Raw genomic sequence first — 15891 nt, forward strand, 5'->3', positions numbered from 1 at the left:
CCCGTCCGTGCTCGGCTGTTCAGCGGAGGGTCACCGCTTGGACTTGGCGGCCTTCGGCGTCGCCAGACGGCTGCCGCTCCAGTCCTTGCCCACACTGACGCTCTTGGACGCCGTGAGGCCGGCGGTCGTCGCGGCTTCCGAGATGTCACTCGGCTCCACATACCCCGCACGGCCGGTCTTCGGCGTAAGGAGCAGGATCGCGCCGCCCTCCTCGATGTACGTGGTGGCATCCACCAGCGCATCCGTCAGGTCGCCGTCTTCGTCACGGAACCAGAGCACAACGGCGTCGGCCACGTCGTCGTATTCCTCGTCCATCAGGTCGCCCTCGATGACTTCCTCGATGGACTCGCGGAGCTCCTGGTCGACGTCGTCGTCGTAGCCGATCTCCTGGACCACCTGCCCGGGCTGGAACCCCAGCCTGGCGGCAGGGTTCGTCCGCTCCTCCGCGTGGTCCGCGGTCGCGCTCACGGGTTGCCTCCTGATCATGTCTTGGGAATGTCTCAGCCACGCGCGTGCGCGAAGCATTGGCCGTAGTCCACACGGGCGGGACGGATCGCGCAAGTACCCGGCGTTCCAGACCGCCGAAACGGTGACGATCCGGGCCGTGTCGCCGCAACTCCAGCCGGGCGAATCGGGGCCAAGGTGACACGCACCACACCTATCTGCCCTGTTTGCGCGTTTGGGAACCATCCACGGGTACGAGATTCGAACGTATTGCGGTTACCTATCGGTACAGGTGACGTTTGCCGCCGTGAGGTACACGATGGGGAACGGCGCAACCATGCGGAAAAAAGCTTCGAACAGCCCAAACAGCCCTCTGACAGGTAAGGACCAGCGTGGCTTCCGGATCCGATCGCAATCCGATCATCATTGGCGGCCTTCCGAGTCAGGTTCCTGACTTCGACCCCGAGGAGACGCGGGAGTGGCTCGATTCGCTCGACGCCGCCATCGACGAGCGGGGCCGTGAGCGCGCCCGCTACCTGATGCTCCGGCTGATCGAGCGGGCCCGCGAGAAGCGCGTGGCCGTGCCGGAGATGCGCAGCACGGACTACGTCAACACCATCGCCACCAAGGACGAGCCGTTCTTCCCGGGCAACGAGGAGATCGAGCGCAGGATCCTCAACGCCACCCGCTGGAACGCCGCCGTGATGGTCTCCCGCGCCCAGCGCCCGGGCATCGGCGTCGGCGGCCACATCGCCACGTTCGCCTCCTCCGCGTCCCTGTACGACGTGGGCTTCAACCACTTCTTCCGGGGCAAGGACGAGGGGGACGGCGGCGACCAGGTCTTCTTCCAGGGACACGCCTCGCCGGGCATCTACGCGCGCGCCTACCTGCTGGACCGGCTCTCCGAACAGCACCTCGACGGCTTCCGCCAGGAGAAGTCGCGGGCGCCGTACGGGCTGTCCTCGTACCCGCACCCGCGGCTGATGCCGGACTTCTGGGAGTTCCCGACCGTGTCCATGGGCCTCGGCCCGATCGGCGCGATCTACCAGGCCCGGATGAACCGGTACATGCACGCGCGCGGCATCGCGGACACCTCCAGGTCGCACGTCTGGGCGTTCCTCGGGGACGGCGAGATGGACGAGCCGGAGTCGCTCGGCCAGCTCAGCATCGCCGCCCGGGAGGGCCTGGACAACCTGACCTTCGTCGTCAACTGCAACCTCCAGCGGCTCGACGGCCCGGTGCGCGGCAACGGCAAGGTCATCCAGGAGCTGGAGTCGGTCTTCCGGGGTGCCGGCTGGAACGTGATCAAGCTGATCTGGGACCGGTCGTGGGACCCGCTGCTCGCGCAGGACCGGGACGGCATCCTCGTCAACAAGATGAACACCACGCCGGACGGCCAGTTCCAGACGTACGCCACCGAGTCCGGCGCGTACATCCGCGAGCACTTCTTCGGCGACGACCAGCGGCTGCGCGCCATGGTCGCGAACATGACCGACGACCAGATCCTGCACCTGGGGCGCGGCGGCCACGACCACCGGAAGATCTTCGCGGCGTTCTCGGCGGCCAAGGCGCACAAGGGCCAGCCGACGGTGATCCTGGCCAAGACGATCAAGGGCTGGACGCTGGGCCCGAACTTCGAGGGCCGCAACGCCACCCACCAGATGAAGAAGCTGACGGTCGACGACCTCAAGCGCTTCCGGGACCGGCTGCACCTGCCGATCCCGGACAAGGAGCTGGAGAGCGGTCTCCCGCCGTACTACCACCCCGGGCGGGACTCCGAGGAGATCCAGTACATGCACGACCGGCGCAGGTCGCTGGGCGGGTACGTGCCGACGCGGGTCGTCCGGTCGAAGCCGCTGACGCTGCCCGGCGACCAGACCTACGCGACCGTGAAGAAGGGCTCCGGTCAGCAGTCCATCGCCACGACCATGGCCTTTGTGCGCCTGCTGAAGGACCTCATGCGGGACAAGGAGATCGGCAAGCGGTTCGTGCTGATCGCGCCGGACGAGTACCGCACGTTCGGCATGGACTCGTTCTTCCCGAGTGCGAAGATCTACAACCCGCTGGGACAGCAGTACGAGGCGGTCGACCGCGATCTGCTGCTCGCCTACAAGGAGTCGCCCACCGGCCAGATGCTGCACGACGGCATCTCGGAGGCCGGCTGCACCGCGTCGCTGATCGCTGCGGGCTCGGCGTACGCCACCCACGGCGAGCCGCTGATCCCGGTCTACGTCTTCTACTCGATGTTCGGTTTCCAGCGCACCGGCGACCAGTTCTGGCAGATGGCCGACCAGCTGGCGCGCGGCTTCGTCCTGGGCGCGACCGCCGGGCGCACCACCCTGACCGGTGAGGGGCTCCAGCACGCGGACGGCCACTCCCAGCTGCTCGCCTCCACGAACCCGGGCTGCGTCGCGTACGACCCCGCCTTCGGGTTCGAGATCGCGCACATCGTCAAGGACGGGCTGCGGCGGATGTACGGCGGCAGCCAGGAGCACCCGCACGGCGAGGACGTCTTCTACTACCTGACCGTCTACAACGAGCCGATCCAGCACCCGGCAGAGCCGGCCGACGTCGACGTCGAGGGCATCCTCAAGGGCCTCTACCGGTTCAGCGAGGGCACGTCCGGCGAGATCCCGGCGCAGATCATGGCGTCCGGCGTGGCCGTCCCCTGGGCGGTCGAGGCGCAGCGGCTCCTCGCCGAGGAGTGGAACGTACGGGCCGACGTGTGGTCCGCGACCTCCTGGAACGAGCTGCGGCGGGACGCGGTGGCCTGCGAGGAGCACAATCTGCTGCACCCCGACGAGGAGCAGCGGGTGCCGTACGTCACCCGGAAGCTGTCCGGCGCGCAGGGACCGTTCGTGGCCGTCTCGGACTGGATGCGCGCGGTTCCCGACCAGATCTCGCGGTGGGTGCCCGGGGCGTACCAGTCGCTCGGCGCGGACGGGTTCGGCTTCGCCGACACCCGGGGCGCGGCCCGCCGCTTCTTCCACATCGACGCCCAGTCGATCGTGCTCGCGGTGCTCGCCGAGCTGGCGAAGGCGGGGAAGGTGGACCGGTCGGTGCTGAAGCAGGCCATGGACCGGTACCAGCTGCTCGACGTCGCGGCGGCGGACCCGGGGGTCGCGGGCGGCGACGCCTGACCCGGACGGGCCGGCGGGGGAGGCGGGCCCGCCTCCCCCGCCGTGTTCCTACGATGCCCGGCATGGAGGAAGAGTCCGCGCGGGTCCGGTGGGAGCAGCGCACACAGAAACCCCTGATGGCGCTGGCCGTCGCCTTCGCGGTCGCCTACGCGGTGCCGATCGTGCACAGCTCGGCGAGCGCGTCGGTGACGTTCGGCTGCGCGGTCGTCGAGTGGACGGTGTGGGGCGCCTTCGCGGCCGACTACCTGGTGCGCCTCGCACTCGCCGAGCGGCGCCGGGAGTTCGTACGGCGGCACTGGCTGGACCTGTGCGCGGTGCTGCTGCCGATGATCCAGCCGCTGCGGCTGCTGCGGCTCGTCTCGACGCTGCTGCTGGTGGGGCAGCGGGCGCGGATGGCCTCGCAGATCCGGCTGACGACGTATGTCGCCGGGGCCGTGGTGGGGCTGCTGATGTTCGGGTCGCTGGCCGTGCTGTCCGTGGAGCGGCAGGCTCCGGACGGGAACATCCGGACGCTGGGTGACGCGGTGTGGTGGTCCTTCACCACGATGACGACCGTCGGCTACGGCGATCACGCGCCCACGACCGGGGTGGGGCGGCTGCTGGCCGTGGGACTGATGCTGTCCGGGATCGCGCTGCTCGGTCTGGTGACCGCGAACATCGCCGCCTGGTTCATCTCGCGGTTCGAGAGCGACGACGCGGAGGAGCGGCGGCAGACGGAGGCGATCGTCGCGCTGACCGAGGAGGTGCGCGCCCTGCGGGCGGAGGTCGCGGCGTTGCGGGAGCACCAGCGGCAGCCGTGACCGTGGGCGGGGGCACGACTTCGGGTCCCTCCCGTCACGGGGCTGGCGCCGCGGTCGTCCGGGGCCGCCGCGCCCGCCCGTACCCCGTTCTCGCCGGGGCCCGAGGCCCCGGGTGAGGCACGGCCGGCCGCGGCTCCTCGTGCGGTGTGAGGCACGGTGGCCCTGGCCCGCGCGCCTGCCCGCCCCGGCCCGGGGTCTGTCGTCGGACTCCCGTCGTCCGCCCGGGGGGGGGCGGGCGCCGGCGTCAGGTGCGTTCCCTCGGCGTCCCGGGCCCTGGCCCTCGTAGTGCCCCTGGAAGAGGCCGGCGCCCGGGGTCGCTCACGCCAGCAGGCGCAGGGCCAGGAGCGTGTCGATCGTGCCCAGGACCACGGCGACGACGGCCGGGGCCGGGCGGGGGCCCGACAGGGTGCGGTTCAGCGCCAGCCAGCCGCAGGCGATCGCCACCGGGCCGAGGACGATGCCCAGTGCGAAGAAGCCCGCGACCGCGCAGACGGCTCCGACGATGCCGAGCGTCGCGCGATCCGGCCCGGTCCGCGACCCCATCCGGCCGCGTGAGCGGGGGTACCCGCGCATTCCGTGTCCGAAGCCCGCCATCATCAACTCCCTGAACCGTTCGGTTCCTTCGGGTCCGATGAGTCGGGTACCCCCGTTGCGCGTCCCCATCCCGCCCGCCTGCCGGCGCGCCGCCCCCCTCCAGCGGCGCGCCGCGGCGCGGGTCGCCCCCTCGTCGTACGAACGTGCCAAGGGAACATGCCGTACGGGGACTTGACCCACTGTGACCCGCGGTGCGCCCGGGGCGGGAGGGATCTTGAGCGCTGTCACCCTGATGGGGGAAACAGCGCCCGGGACGGAGGGAGCGCCGACGCGCGCCGGACAGGGCGTCAGATGTGGGCCGCGCCCGCTCCCGCCTCCGCGTTCGCGCCGCGCTTGGTGAGGAACGCGACCAGCACCGCCACGACCGCGACGCCCGCGGCGACCAGCGACGCCAGGGACATCCCCGAGAGGAAGGTGTCGTGGGCGACGTCGGTGATCTTCCCGGCGACCTCCTGCGGAGTGCCGGGCGGCACCGGCGCCACGCCGACCTGGACGGCCTCGGAGGCCTGCGCCTGCTGCTCGGGGGTGAGCGGCGGCAGGCCGGCGTCGGCCCAGTTGCCGGCGAGGTCGCTGTCGACCTTGGAGACCATCACGGCACCGAGCACGGCCGTGCCGAGGCTGCCGCCGATCTGCATCGCGGCCTGCTGGAGACCGCCGGCCACGCCGGACAGCTCCATGGGCGCGTTGCCGACGATGACCTCGGTGGCGCCGACCATGACCGGTGCGAGGCCGAGGCCGAGCAGCGCGAACCAGAGGGACATCACACCGCTGCCGGTGTCCTCCGCCAGCGTGGACATGCCGTACATGGCGAGCGCGGTGAGCGCCATGCCGCCGGCCAGCGGCACCCGCGGGCCCAGCTTGGTGATCAGCACGCCCGCGAGCGGCGAGCCGACGATCATCATGCCGGTGAGCGGCAGCAGGTGCAGGCCCGCGTCGATCGGGCCCATGCCGTGCACGTTCTGGAGGTAGAACGTCACGAAGAACAGGCCGCCCATGAACGCGATGGCCATGAGCACCATCAGCACCACACCCGCGGAGAGCGGCACCGAGCGGAACAGGCCCAGCGGGATCAGCGGCTCCGCCACCCGCGTCTCCCAGAAGGCGAACGCGGCGAAGCCGAGCACCGAGGCACCGATGAAGGCCCAGGTCAGTCCGTCGCCCCAGCCCCATTCGGGGGCCTTGATGAGCGCCCACACCAGACAGAACATCGCGGCCGACAGCAGCGCGATGCCCAGGATGTCGAAGGAGCGCGGGGCGTTCTCGGCCCGGTGGTCGAGCAGGATCAGCACGCCGAGGACGACGGCGAGGACGCCGACCGGCACGTTGATGAAGAACACCGACTGCCAGTTGACGTGCTCGACGAGCACGCCGCCGAGGATCGGGCCGCCCGCGGTGGAGGCGCCGATGACCATGCCCCAGATGCCGATGGCCATGTTCAGCTTCTCGGCCGGGAAGGTGGCCCGCAGCAGGCCGAGCGCGGCCGGCATCAGCAGCGCGCCGAACAGGCCCTGGAGGACGCGGAAGGTGACGACCAGCGCGATGCTGCTGGACATGCCGATGAGGCCGGAGGCGGCGGCGAAGCCGACGACACCGATGAGGAAGGTCTGCCGGTGGCCGAAGCGGTCACCGAGCTTGCCGGCGGTGATCAGGGAGACCGCGAGGGCGAGGAAGTAACCGTTCGTGATCCACTGGACGTCGGCGAAGCTCGCCTTCAGGTCTTCCTTGATCGCCGGGTTGGCGATGGCCACGATGGTGCCGTCGAGGGCCACCATCATGACCCCCACGGCGACGGTTATGAGGGTGAACCACGGATGCCCGCGCAGCCCCTTGGCCGGCGTCGGGTCCGACGGGGCTGACGCCGCGTCGTCCCCCGGCCCCGTCTTGTCGATGGTGGTCTGACTAGTCATGCGTTCGAGGCTAGTGACAGCCGCTGACAGTTGACAAACGATTTCAGCTGTCGGTAACTGTCACGTCAACTCGTTAGGGTCTGAGCTGGGACGACAGTTCAGAGGAGAGGTGCCATGGACACCGCGCCAGCGCCCGGCCTGCGCGAGCGCAAGAAGCAGCGCACGCGGGACGCGCTGGTGCGCGCCGCCCTCGAACTGTTCACCACCCGGGGGTACGAGCAGACCACCGTCGACGAGATCGCCGCCGCCGTCGACGTCTCCCAGCGCACCTTCTTCCGCTACTTCGCCGGCAAGGAGGACGCCGCCCTCGCCACCCAGCGCCTCGCGGTGGACCACTTCGTCGCCGCGCTGAGCGCCCGCCCCGCCGGGGAGACCCCGCTGGAGGCGCTGCGCCGGGCGGTCCAGGACGGCTGGGACACCCTGCACGAGGCCGTCGAGTCCGTCGTGCCGATCGAGCTGTACCTGCGGATGTACCGGGTGATCGAGTCGACGCCGGTGCTGCTCGCGGCCTATCTGCGCAGCGCCTCGGAGACCGAGGAGCAGATCGCGCGGCTGATCGCCGAGCGGGAGGGCCTGGACGTGGACGCCGATCCGCGGCCGCGGGTGGCGGTGGCCGTCTTCGGCGGGGTGATCCGGGTCACCGAGCGGCTGTGGAGCGCCGGGGACGACTTCAGCATGGAGGCGCTGCGCGCGCTGACGTCGTCCTACCTCGACCAGGTGGGACCCGCGCTGGCCGCGGACTGGCGCACGGCGCGGACCGACCGCTCCCCGTCCTGATGTGACCGATCATCACTCAAACGTGATGCCTGTCACAGCGTTCACGCGAGACCCTCCCGTTCTCCTAGTGTGTCCTCCCAGTGACTTCCTCCGACACCTCCCCGCCCCTCGGCCTCTGGCGCGCCCTGCTCGCGCTGGCGGTCGTGTTCGTCATGCTGGCGACCACCGGCTGGACCGCCCTGAAGGGCCCGCGGGAGACCACCCCCATGCAGGCCTCCCGCACCGCCTGGGAGAAGGGGAGCATCGACGGGCACCCGCTCCCGGACCCCGACTCCGGCCCCGCCCGGCTGACCCGCTTCTTCGCCTCCCTCACCGACGCCCAGCGCGCCCGGCTCGCGCAGCGCTATCCGCTCGCGGTCGGCAACATGAACGGCGCCCCCGTCGAGCTGCGCTACCGCGCCAACCGCATCGCCCTCGGCCAGGCCCGCTCGGTGGAGCGACGGCGCCTGCACGACGCCCGGCTCACCCCGGCCGGGCAGCACGAGGCGGCCCGCCGGATGGACCGCTTCGCGTCGCTGATGCGCGCGGACCGGCACATCCTCGCCTTCGACCCGGAGGGCTCCGGCCGGGTCGCCGAGGTCTTCGGCGACCTCGGGCGGGCCGAACGGGTCTCCGTCGTCGTCCCCGGCGTCGACACCCACCTGCTCACCTTCCAGCGCACCTACCGTAAGTACTCCGCCCCGGTCGGCATGGCGCGGTCCCTGTACGCCGCCGAGCGCGCCGCGAGCCCGGCGACCCGCACCGCGGTGATCGCCTGGGCCGACTACACCGCGCCCAGCGGCATCGGCATGGACGCGGCGACCGCGCGCCGCGCCGTGGACGGGGCGGCCCGGCTGACCGCCCTGGTGCGGGCGCTGCCCGGTGACACGCCGGTCTCCCTGTTCTGCCACAGCTACGGTTCCGTGGTCTGCGGCGTCGCCGCGCACGCGCTGCCGGACCGGGTCACGGACATAGCGGTGGCGGGCAGCCCCGGCATGCGGGTCGCCAAGGCGGCCCACCTCGGCACCTCCGCCCACGTGTGGGCGATGCGGGACGCCGACGACTGGATCCAGGACGTGCCGTACCTGGACCTCGGCGGCCTCGGCCACGGCGCGGACCCGATGTCCGCCTCCTTCGGCGCCCGGCTGCTGTCCGCGCGGGAGGCGCGGGGGCACGCCGGATACTTCGAACCCGGCACGGACAGCCTGGCCAACCTCGCCGAGATCGGGGTTGGCGCGTACCGCGCGGTGGACTGCGCCGACGACACGGGCATGTGCCGGGCGGGTTTGTCCGGTGCGACGGCGGCCGGACGCGCGTAGCGGCGGAGAAACCACGGTTTGCGCGGGGAGGGGACGAAAGAGCGCGTGCCGCATACGATGAGCCGCATGGGTGACGTACTGGCCGGATTTCATGCCGCCTGGGAGTTCGAGTCCGACTCCGTGCTCATCCGCTACGAACGGGGGATTCGAACACCCAAGCTGTTCCAGGCGCTCGGTGAGCGCCGGGTGCCGCTGACGGCGTTGCAGGGGGTGTCGCTGAGCCCCGGCCGGCGCGGGACCGTCGTCCTGCGGGCGGAGGTGCGGCCGGGGGCCGATCCGCTCCTGGAGGCGGCGGACGGGCAGCTCAAGGAGCACGGGGATCCGTACCGGCTGGTGCTGCCGGCCGAGAAGGAGACGCTCGCCGAGTACTACGCCGACGAGCTGCGGGCACTGCTGACCGAGTCGGGGCCCGCCGACCGCTTCCTGGTCGCCGGACCGGCCGGGCCGCTGTCCTTCAAGGCGTACGACGGGAAGGCGTCCTTCGACGGGACGACCGTGCGGTTCCGGTGGTTCTGGACCGGGGCGTCGTCGGCGAAGTGGAAGGCCGGGGACCAGAGCTTCCCCGTCACCGAGCTGGGCGGCGTCGAGTGGCGGTCGCCCGAGCTGTTCGAGGGGCACCTGCGGCTGCTGCGGCGGGACGGGGCCGATCAGCCCGCGCAGGCCGACCAGGATCCCGCGGCGGTGGTGTTCGGGCTGGGGTACGGGCCGGTGCACGAGTCGCTGCCGTTCGCGGCGGCCGTGCTGGAGGCCGTGCGGGCGCGCGGGCCGATGGCCGCGGTGGCCGCGGCGCACCGGCGCGACCCCGCGGACATCGCCGACCGGATCCGGCACCTCGGCGAGCTGCACCAGGCCGGGCTGGTCACCGATGAGGAGTTCTCCGTGAAGAAGGCCGAACTGCTGGCGGAGCTCTAGAGGCGCCCGGGGCACGGGGCCGGAACGGGCCCCGTGCCGCGGACCGTGCTACTCGCGTCCCGCGGAGGTGAAGGTCATGTCCGCGTACCTGTCCCCCGCCACCCGGGCGGCGATGGGCTCCAGGGCCGCGAGGTCCTCCTCCGTCAGGGCGATCCGCGCCGCCGCCGTGTTCTCGTCCACCCGGCCCGGCCTGCGGGTGCCCGGGATGGGGACGACCGGGAGGCCGTGGAGTGTCTGCCGGTGGTGGACCCAGGCCAGCGCGATCTGGCCCAGCGAGGCGCCGTGGCGGCCCGCGACCTCGCGGATCCGGTCCAGCAGGGCCGCGTTGGCCGCCGCGTTCTCTCCGGTGAAGCGGGGGTGCTGGCGGCGGAAGTCGCCGGCGGTGAGGTCGTCGGCGCTGGCGAAGGAGCCGGTGAGGAAGCCCCGGCCGAGCGGGGAGTACGCGACGAGCGCCACGCCGAGTCCGGCCGCCGCCGGGACCACCTGCCGCTCGATGTCACGGCTGAACAGCGACCACTCGGACTGGACGGCGGCGATCGGGTGCACCGCGTGGGCGGCGCGCAGTTCGGCGGCCGTGACCTCGCTCAGGCCGAGGTGCTTGACCTTGCCCTCGCGGACCAGTTCGGCCATGACGCCGACGGTCTCCTCGATGGGGACCTCCGGGTCGCGGCGGTGCATGTAGTAGAGGTCGATGACGTCGATGCCGAGGCGCTTCAGGCTGTCCTCGACGGCCTGCCGGATGTACGGCGGGTCGTTGCGGATGACCCGGCGCGTGGGGTCGTCCGGCGGGATCGAGAGGGCGAACTTGGTGGCGACGGTCACCTCGTCGCGGTGGGCCTTGAAGAAGGGGGCGAGGAAGCGTTCGTTCTCGCCCGCGCCGTACGCGTCCGCCGTGTCGTACAGGGTGACGCCCTGCTCCAGCGCCCGTTCCAGGGTGGCCCTGGACTCCTCGGCGTCGGAGGGGCCGTAGGCGAAGCTCATGCCCATGCAGCCGAGGCCCTGGATGCCCACCTCGGGGCCTTCGCGGCCCAGTCGGACGGTGGGGATGGTGCGGTCGGTCATCGGGTCCTCTCGGAGGAGTAGATGTCGATCTTCCGGTCGAGTACGGCGAGCGTCTCCCGCAGCTCGGCGATCCTGGCGAGCACGTCCCGGCGGGTCGTCTCCAGCAGTTCGCGCCGCTCGTCGAAGGTGTGGTCGCCCTCGCGGACGAGTTCGGCGTACCGGACCATGTCGGCGACCGGCATGCCGGTCAGCCGCAGCTTGCCCACCAGGCCGAGCCAGTCCAGGTCGCGGTTGGTGTAGCGGCGCTGGCCGGTGTGCGAGCGGTCGATGTGGGACATCAGGCCGATCCGCTCGTACCAGCGCAGCGTGTGGGCGGTCAGGCCGGTGAGAGCGGCGACCTCGCTGATCGTGTAGCGGTCCTGGCCGTCGGGGCGGGGGTGTCCGCGCGGCGCGGCGGAGCAGATGTCGGTTGCGGTGGGGGTTTCCTCGGTGGCCGCGGGCAGGGTCTGCATCACCGTCATGTGCTCCACGCTATGACCTTGGAGCGCACTCGAAGCAAGCGAAAAGGCCGAGAATTCACCGCGCGGTGTAAGTACCGTGGACCTTATGGGACTCCTACATCAGGTGCGTCGTGCGGGCCCGGAGGACGCCGGGGAGGTACTGCGGCTGCGGCAGGTGATGATCGACGCGGTGCGCTCCGAGCCCGCCGGCGACTGGCACACCGAGTCGCTGCCCGGTCTGCGGGCACGACTGGCGGAAACGGACGGCGACTTCGCGGCGTTCGTCGTGGACCACCCGCAGCGGCCGGGGGCGCTGGCCGCGCTGGTGGCCGGGACGCTGGAGTACCGGATCGGCCGGGCCGGCGATCCGCGGGGCAGAGCCGGCTACGTGTTCAGCGTCGCGACCGACCCCGGGCTGCGGCGCCGGGGGTACGCGCGCGCGTGCATGACGGAGCTGCTGGGCTGGTTCCGGGAGCGCGGCGCCGGGCTGGTGCAGCTGACCGCGTCGGCCGAGGCCGAGCCGCTGTACGCCTCGATGGGCTTCGTCCGCAAGCCGGACCCGTTGATGGAACTGCGGCTGTGAGCGCTTAGGCTCGTCGGCATGTCGCTGAACAGCCTCGCGTTGATCGAGAACTGGCCGGTTCCCGCCGCCGCGGCGGGTGTCGTACGCGCCGACGGCACGGTCCTCGGGACCCACGGCCCGGCCGACCGCCGCTTCCCGCTGGCCTCGGTCACCAAGCCGCTGGCCGCGTACGCGGTGCTGGTCGCCTACGAGGAGGGCGCGGTCGAGCTGGACGAACCGGCCGGGCCGGACGGCTCGACGGTCCGTCACCTGCTCGCGCACACCTCGGGCCTGGCCTTCGACGAGCACCGGGTGATGTCCGCGCCCGGCGAGCGGCGGCTGTACTCCAACGCCGGGTTCGAGCAGCTCGGCGACCACGTGGCCAAGGCCACGGACATCCCCTTCGCCGAGTACCTGCGCCAGGCGGTGCTGGAGCCGCTCGGCATGACGTCGACCTCGCTGGAGGGGTCGCCCGCGAAGGACGGGGTGTCGAGCGTCGGGGACCTGCTGCGGTTCGCCGCGGAGGTGCAGGCGCCCCGGCTGCTGGACCCGCGGACCGTGGCCGCGGCGATGACCGTGCAGTACCCGGGCACCAAGGGCGTGCTCCCGGGGTACGGGCACCAGAACCCCAACGACTGGGGGCTGGGCTTCGAGATCCGCGGCGGGAAGTCCCCGCACTGGACGGGGGCCTCGTCCTCGCCGCGCACCTTCGGTCACTTCGGGCAGTCCGGGACCTTCCTGTGGATCGACCCGGACGCCGGGCTGGCGTGCGTCGCGCTCGCCGACCGCGCCTTCGGGCCGTGGGCCGTCGAGGCGTGGCCGCCGTTCACGGACGCGGTGCTGGCGGAGGCGCGCGGCTGAGCCCCGCCCGGCCGCAGGGGCACACCAAGGGTGCGCGCCCGGCCGCCGGGGGCGCACAGGGGTGCCTCCTGGGCCTTTCGTTCGGATCAGCCCGGCTTGAGGTCCGGAGCCCCGCGACGCCGGGGTGATCCGAACGACAGGCCCTAAGGCGCCATCTCCCAGATCAGCAGCTCCGTCTCCGTGACGCCCTCCGCCTCCAGGTCCTCCGCCCCGGTGATCCGCGCCGCGTCGCCCGGGCCCAGGGTGCCCGCGGCGAGCCGGACTTCGCCGCGGGTGACATGGACGTAGACGTACTTCCCGTCCGGGAGCGCGGTGCGTTCGCCGGGGGCCAGGCGGCGGACGTGGAGCATCGCGCCCGCCTCCGGGACGGCGTACGGGGTGGAGTCGGCGATGCCGGGGACGACCTCGTAGGACGGGTCGCCGCCCGGGGTCAGCGGGGCCAGCCACATCTGCACGAAGGTCAGCGGTGCCGTGCCGTCGTTGCGCTCCACGTGCCGGACGCCGCCCGCCGCGCTGAGGCGCTGCACGTCTCCCGGGCGGACCCGGGTCTCCCGGCCGGTGCTGTCGCGGTGGGTCAGCTCGCCCTCCACGACCCAGGTGACGATCTCGGTGTGGCTGTGCGGGTGCTCGTCGAACCCGGCGCCCGGGGCGAGGCGCTCCTCGTTGCAGGCGATCAGCGCGCCGAAGCGCAGGTTGTCGGGGTCGTAGTGCGGGCCGAAGGAGAAGGCGTGCCGGGATACGATCCCCGCCCGCGGGTCCCCTCCGGGGTAGCGCTCGTCGGCGCGCCGGACGTCCATCACGCACCCACCGTAGACCCCCAGTGCCCACCCGGCGGCCCACGGTCCCGGCCCGATAAGGCAGTCTTGTCCCGTGCCCGAACCCGAAACCAGCAAGCCCGAAGCCGCAGTGCCGGACGTCCACGCCCATGACGCGACCCTGAAGCGGCTGGAGAAGTCCTCCGGCTCCCTCGCCGCGCAGGCCATCGCACGCATGGACGAGACCCTGCCGTGGTACCGGGCCATGCCCCCGGAGAACCGTTCCTGGATCGGGCTGGTCGCGCAGGCCGGCATCGCCGCCTTCACCGAGTGGTTCCGGCGCCCGGACGCCCCGCAGGCGATCTCCACCGATGTCTTCGGGACCGCGCCGCGCGAGCTGACCCGGGCCATCACGCTGCGCCAGACCGTGGAGATGGTGCGCACCACCATCGAGGTCATGGAGAGCGCGATCGACGAGGTGGCGGCGCCCGGCGACGAGTCGGTGCTGCGCGAGGCGCTGCTCGTGTACGCCCGTGAGATCGCCTTCGCCACCGCCCAGGTCTACGCCCAGGCCGCCGAGGCACGCGGTGCCTGGGACGCCCGGCTGGAGTCGCTGGTGGTGAACGCGGTGCTCAGCGGGGAGGCCGACGAGGGCGCGGTGTCCCGGGCCGCCGCGCTCGGCTGGAACTCCCCGGAGCACGTCTGCGTGGTGCTGGGCACGGCACCGGACGGCGACTCCGAGCTGACCGTGGAGGCGATAAGGCGGGCGGCCCGGCATGCCAAGCTCCAGGTGCTGACCGGCGTGCTCGGGGACCGCCTCGTGGTGATCGCGGGCGGCAGCGACAATCCGCTCGCCGTGGCGAAGTCGCTGATCGGGCCGTTCGCCGCCGGTCCGGTCGTGGCCGGCCCGATCGTGCCGGACCTGCTGGCCGCGACCCGCTCCGCGCAGGCCGCCGCGGCGGGCCTGAAGGCGTGTTCGGCCTGGCAGGACGCCCCGCGTCCGGTGCTGGCGGACGACCTGCTTCCGGAGCGCGCGATGGCCGGGGACCCGAGCGCCCGCGAGCAGCTGGTGGAGGAGATCTACAGACCGCTGGAGGAGGCCGGGTCCGCGCTCCTCGAAACCTTGAGTGTCTATCTGGAGCAGGCGAGCAGCCTGGAGGGCGCCGCGAGGATGCTCTTCGTTCACCCGAACACCGTGCGCTACCGGCTCCGACGTGTGACTGACGTCACCGGTTGGTCGCCTTCCGATGTACGCTCCGCCTTCACCCTGCGAATCGCGCTCATCCTGGGGCGTCTGGCCGACGGAGATCTTCAGTCCTAGTCTTTTGTCCGTAGTCCACAAAACCCCCTCCCGTTCTTCGTCCTTGTCCCCACGGGCGGCCGTGCCCGTCCCCAAGAGAGAGTGTGAGAGTGCTCGTACTCGTCGCTCCCGGCCAGGGCGCCCAGACGCCCGGCTTCCTGACCCCCTGGCTCGAACTGCCCGGGGCAGCCGACCGCGTCGCCGCCTGGTCGGACGCCATCGGACTGGACCTCGCCCACTACGGCACGAAGGCAGACGCGGACGAGATCCGCGACACCGCCGTGGCGCAGCCGCTGCTGGTCGCGGCGGGCCTGCTGTCGGCCGCGGCACTCGGTGACATCGCCCCCGGCGCCGTCGCCGGCCACAGCGTCGGCGAGATCACCGCGGCCCGGTTCGCCGGTGTCCTCGACGACACCGCCGCGCTGACCCTGGTCCGCAAGCGGGGTCTGGCCATGGCCGAGGCCGCCGCGATCACCGAGACCGGCATGTCGGCGCTGCTCGGCGGCGACCCCGAGGTGAGCGTCGCGCACCTGGAGAAGCTGGGCCTGACCCCGGCGAACGTGAACGGCGCGGGCCAGATCGTCGCCGCGGGCACGCTGGAGCAGCTGGCGGCGCTGAACGAGGACAAGCCCGAGGGCGTCCGCAAGATCGTTCCGCTGAAGGTGGCCGGCGCGTTCCACACGCACCACATGGCGCCGGCCGTCGACAAGCTGGCCGAGGCCGCGCGCGAGCTGTCCCCGGCCGATCCCGAGGTGCCGTACGTCTCCAACAAGGACGGGCGGACCGTCGCCACCGGTGACGAGGTCGTCGCCCGGCTGGTCGGCCAGGTCGCCAACCCGGTCCGCTGGGACCTGTGCATGGAGACCTTCAAGGAGCTGGGCGTCACCGCCCTGCTGGAGGTCTGCCCCGGCGGCACCCTCACGGGTCTCGCCAAGCGCGCGCTGCCCGGTGTGAAGACGCTGGCGCTGAAGACCCCCGACGACCTCGACGCGGCCCGCGAGCTCTTCGCAGAGCAGGCCTGAGTCCCGAAGGAGCCGAC

At 72.1% G+C, this 15891-nt stretch carries 15 protein-coding genes; 9 read left to right on the forward strand and 6 right to left on the reverse strand.

Translation table 11 applies throughout. The annotated features are described in order from the left end of the window. Positions 1-30: 30 nt before the first annotated feature. Positions 31-468: a DUF3052 domain-containing protein gene (locus tag SGLAU_RS10740; RefSeq protein WP_043500532.1), complete on the reverse strand. Its 438-nt coding sequence runs from the start codon at positions 466-468 to the stop codon at positions 31-33. Positions 469-836: 368 nt separating this feature from the next. Between SGLAU_RS10740 and aceE the strand changes: the two genes are divergently transcribed. Further along, positions 837-3584, forward strand: coding sequence for a pyruvate dehydrogenase (acetyl-transferring), homodimeric type (gene aceE / locus SGLAU_RS10745; RefSeq protein ID WP_043500533.1), 2748 nt, complete (start codon positions 837-839; stop codon positions 3582-3584). Positions 3585-3646: 62 nt separating this feature from the next. Continuing rightward, positions 3647-4384: a potassium channel family protein gene (locus SGLAU_RS10750; RefSeq protein ID WP_043506478.1), complete on the forward strand. Its 738-nt coding sequence runs from the start codon at positions 3647-3649 to the stop codon at positions 4382-4384. Between the two features lie 318 nt (positions 4385-4702). Here the strand turns inward: SGLAU_RS10750 and SGLAU_RS10755 are convergent, their stop codons facing one another. Continuing rightward, positions 4703-4981 (reverse strand): hypothetical protein, encoded by a 279-nt coding sequence (locus tag SGLAU_RS10755; RefSeq protein ID WP_043500536.1) that lies wholly within the window; start codon positions 4979-4981, stop codon positions 4703-4705. A 284-nt stretch (positions 4982-5265) separates the two neighbouring features. Continuing rightward, complete coding sequence (locus tag SGLAU_RS10760; protein ID WP_043500539.1) at positions 5266-6885, reverse strand: MFS transporter; 1620 nt, start codon at positions 6883-6885, stop codon at positions 5266-5268. A gap of 114 nt (positions 6886-6999) precedes the next feature. On the opposite strand from SGLAU_RS10760, the gene SGLAU_RS10765 reads away from it, so the two are divergent. The 3 genes from SGLAU_RS10765 to SGLAU_RS10775 all read left to right on the forward strand — a co-directional run bounded on the left by SGLAU_RS10765 (position 7000) and on the right by SGLAU_RS10775 (position 9872). After that, complete coding sequence (locus SGLAU_RS10765; RefSeq protein WP_043500541.1) at positions 7000-7662, forward strand: TetR family transcriptional regulator; 663 nt, start codon at positions 7000-7002, stop codon at positions 7660-7662. 80 nt (positions 7663-7742) lie between these two features. Beyond that, entirely contained in the window at positions 7743-8960 is a 1218-nt protein-coding gene (locus SGLAU_RS10770; protein WP_043500543.1) for an alpha/beta hydrolase, read from the forward strand. Positions 8961-9017: 57 nt separating this feature from the next. Then, complete coding sequence (locus SGLAU_RS10775; RefSeq protein WP_208868983.1) at positions 9018-9872, forward strand: DUF4429 domain-containing protein; 855 nt, start codon at positions 9018-9020, stop codon at positions 9870-9872. Between the two features lie 48 nt (positions 9873-9920). On the opposite strand, the gene SGLAU_RS10780 is transcribed toward SGLAU_RS10775, so the two are convergent. After that, on the reverse strand, positions 9921-10934 hold the full coding sequence (locus SGLAU_RS10780; protein ID WP_043500548.1) for an aldo/keto reductase: 1014 nt from the start codon (positions 10932-10934) through the stop codon (positions 9921-9923). Further along, a complete protein-coding gene (locus SGLAU_RS10785; RefSeq protein ID WP_043506479.1) occupies positions 10931-11395 on the reverse strand; it encodes a MerR family transcriptional regulator in 465 nt (154 codons plus the stop codon). Before SGLAU_RS10785 ends, SGLAU_RS10780 begins: the two co-directional genes overlap by 4 nt. A gap of 85 nt (positions 11396-11480) precedes the next feature. Between SGLAU_RS10785 and SGLAU_RS10790 the strand changes: the two genes are divergently transcribed. Together SGLAU_RS10790 and SGLAU_RS10795 are read left to right on the forward strand one after the other, a co-directional pair. Further along, complete coding sequence (locus SGLAU_RS10790; RefSeq protein ID WP_043500550.1) at positions 11481-11957, forward strand: GNAT family N-acetyltransferase; 477 nt, start codon at positions 11481-11483, stop codon at positions 11955-11957. A gap of 18 nt (positions 11958-11975) precedes the next feature. Beyond that, positions 11976-12797, forward strand: a complete 822-nt coding sequence (locus SGLAU_RS10795; RefSeq protein WP_043500551.1) for a serine hydrolase domain-containing protein — start codon at positions 11976-11978, stop codon at positions 12795-12797. A 143-nt stretch (positions 12798-12940) separates the two neighbouring features. Here the strand turns inward: SGLAU_RS10795 and SGLAU_RS10800 are convergent, their stop codons facing one another. Further along, positions 12941-13594, reverse strand: a complete 654-nt coding sequence (locus SGLAU_RS10800) for a pirin family protein (protein WP_043500552.1) — start codon at positions 13592-13594, stop codon at positions 12941-12943. Positions 13595-13667: 73 nt separating this feature from the next. On the opposite strand from SGLAU_RS10800, the gene fasR reads away from it, so the two are divergent. Then, positions 13668-14873, forward strand: a complete 1206-nt coding sequence (gene fasR / locus SGLAU_RS10805; RefSeq protein ID WP_043500554.1) for a fatty acid biosynthesis transcriptional regulator FasR — start codon at positions 13668-13670, stop codon at positions 14871-14873. 89 nt (positions 14874-14962) lie between these two features. Then, the gene (locus tag SGLAU_RS10810; RefSeq protein WP_043500558.1) at positions 14963-15874 is read left to right on the forward strand and encodes an ACP S-malonyltransferase; all 912 of its coding nucleotides are present in this window, start codon (positions 14963-14965) and stop codon (positions 15872-15874) included. Positions 15875-15891: the final 17 nt, after the last annotated feature.

Source organism: Streptomyces glaucescens (assembly GCF_000761215.1).
Classification (GTDB): Bacteria; Actinomycetota; Actinomycetes; order Streptomycetales; family Streptomycetaceae; genus Streptomyces; species Streptomyces glaucescens_B.

Coding starts and splice junctions, on each gene's coding strand:
- SGLAU_RS10750 (WP_043506478.1), top strand. CDS start 3,647: ATGGAGGAAGAGTCCGCGCGGGTCCGGTGGGAGCAGCGCACACAGAAA.
- SGLAU_RS10755 (WP_043500536.1), bottom strand. CDS start 4,981: ATGATGGCGGGCTTCGGACACGGAATGCGCGGGTACCCCCGCTCACGC.
- SGLAU_RS10760 (WP_043500539.1), bottom strand. CDS start 6,885: ATGACTAGTCAGACCACCATCGACAAGACGGGGCCGGGGGACGACGCG.
- SGLAU_RS10765 (WP_043500541.1), top strand. CDS start 7,000: ATGGACACCGCGCCAGCGCCCGGCCTGCGCGAGCGCAAGAAGCAGCGC.
- SGLAU_RS10775 (WP_208868983.1), top strand. CDS start 9,018: ATGAGCCGCATGGGTGACGTACTGGCCGGATTTCATGCCGCCTGGGAG.
- SGLAU_RS10780 (WP_043500548.1), bottom strand. CDS start 10,934: ATGACCGACCGCACCATCCCCACCGTCCGACTGGGCCGCGAAGGCCCC.
- SGLAU_RS10785 (WP_043506479.1), bottom strand. CDS start 11,395: ATGACGGTGATGCAGACCCTGCCCGCGGCCACCGAGGAAACCCCCACC.
- SGLAU_RS10790 (WP_043500550.1), top strand. CDS start 11,481: ATGGGACTCCTACATCAGGTGCGTCGTGCGGGCCCGGAGGACGCCGGG.
- SGLAU_RS10795 (WP_043500551.1), top strand. CDS start 11,976: ATGTCGCTGAACAGCCTCGCGTTGATCGAGAACTGGCCGGTTCCCGCC.
- SGLAU_RS10800 (WP_043500552.1), bottom strand. CDS start 13,594: ATGGACGTCCGGCGCGCCGACGAGCGCTACCCCGGAGGGGACCCGCGG.